This window comes from Streptomyces sp. NPDC002130 (assembly GCF_040296465.1).
In the GTDB taxonomy this organism is placed as follows: domain Bacteria; phylum Actinomycetota; class Actinomycetes; order Streptomycetales; family Streptomycetaceae; genus Streptomyces.
The window spans coordinates 1-1,437 of the sequence record NZ_JBEOXI010000830.1 but is presented as its reverse complement, the minus strand read 5'-3'; the positions used below and the strand labels follow the sequence as shown (position 1 = coordinate 1,437).

Below are 1,437 nucleotides of genomic sequence, written 5' to 3'. Positions count from 1 at the left end.
CCGACCTGCTTGGCGGCACATACCCTCCGGAGTGCTCTTCCGGATGGTCCCCGGTGGGACGTTCCGGATGGGCTTGTCCGACGGGGAACTGGAAGTCGAATCTCATTTCGGCGAAGACGTTGGAAGAGATCGGTTTCAACGCCGTCATCTACCCCGTGACCACTCTTCGGTTGGCGATGTTCGCCATCGAAAAGGGCCTGCGCGAGATTTTTGCGGAGGGCACGCAAGAAGGGCTGCTCGGTGAGATGCAGCACCGCAGCAGGTTGTACGAGATTCTCGAGTACGAGCGTTACAACGAATTCGACAGTGGCATTTTCAATTTCAGCTTGGAGGGGAGTAGGACATGACCGAACAGATTCCGACGATCTACAAGGGCTTGGCCGGAGTTGTCGTCGACACGACGGCTATCTCCAAGGTAGTGCCCGAGACGAATTCGTTGACGTATCGCGGTTACGCAGTGCAGGACCTCGCCGCGAATTGTAGCTTCGAAGAAGTTGCGCACCTGCTGTGGTACGGCGAACTGCCGACTCCCGAGCAGCTCGAATTGCTCTGTCTGCGTGAGCGTGCGGCTCGCCGTGCCGATCGCTCACTGCTCTCGCTCCTGACCAAGATGCCCGACAACTGCCACCCGATGGACGTGGTCCGGACGGCGATCAGCTACCTCGGCGCCGAGGATCCGGCGGAGGACGACAACTCCGAGAAGGCCAATCTAGCCAAGGCACTGCGGATGACGGCCGTGCTGCCGACCATCGTCGCAGCCGATTTCCGCCGCCGGCGTGGTCAGAATCCCATCGCGCCGCAGTCGGACCTGGGTTTCGCCGAAAACTTCTTGAACATGTGCTTCGGTGCTGTTCCGGAGCAGGCGATCGTGAAGGCCTTCGAGGTCTCGCTGATCCTGTATGCGGAGCACTCCTTCAACGCCTCGACGTTTGCCGCTCGTGTTGTGACGTCCACACTTTCGGACATCTACAGCGCAGTGACGGCTGCGATCGGCACGCTCAAGGGCCCGCTGCACGGCGGCGCAAACGAAGCCGTCATGCACGACATGCTCGAGATCGACGACCCCGACCGCGCCGAAGCCTGGATGTCGGAGAAGTTGGCCGCCAAGGAGAAGGTCATGGGCTTCGGACACCGTGTCTACAAGAACGGTGATTCGCGTGTTCCGACCATGAAGCAGGCGCTCCTCGACGTAGCGGCAGCGACGGACGGCGAGAAGTGGGTGCAGATGTACGAGATCCTCGAGAAGGCGATGGTCAGTGCCACCGGAATCAAACCGAATCTCGATTTCCCCACCGGCCCTGCATATTTCCTCATGGGCTTCGATGTCGAGATGTTCACGCCGATCTTCGTGATGAGGACGGGGGAGGCTCTCGGCGTGGCCGCCCGACAGGTCGGTGGCGCTGTTGCCGATGTTCGCGATGATCGTGTAGCCCTTCT

General features: G+C 60.5%; 1 protein-coding gene and 1 pseudogene. Both read left to right on the top strand.

Features of this window, described 5'->3' with window-relative positions; genetic code table 11:
- Nucleotides 1-347: pseudogene (locus tag ABT116_RS46055) on the top strand (hypothetical protein); the annotation flags it as partial.
- A partial coding sequence (locus tag ABT116_RS46050; RefSeq protein ID WP_351647156.1) for a bifunctional 2-methylcitrate synthase/citrate synthase occupies nucleotides 344-1,437 on the top strand: 1,094 nt, incomplete at its 3' end. The pseudogene ABT116_RS46055 and the gene ABT116_RS46050, both read left to right, overlap by 4 nt.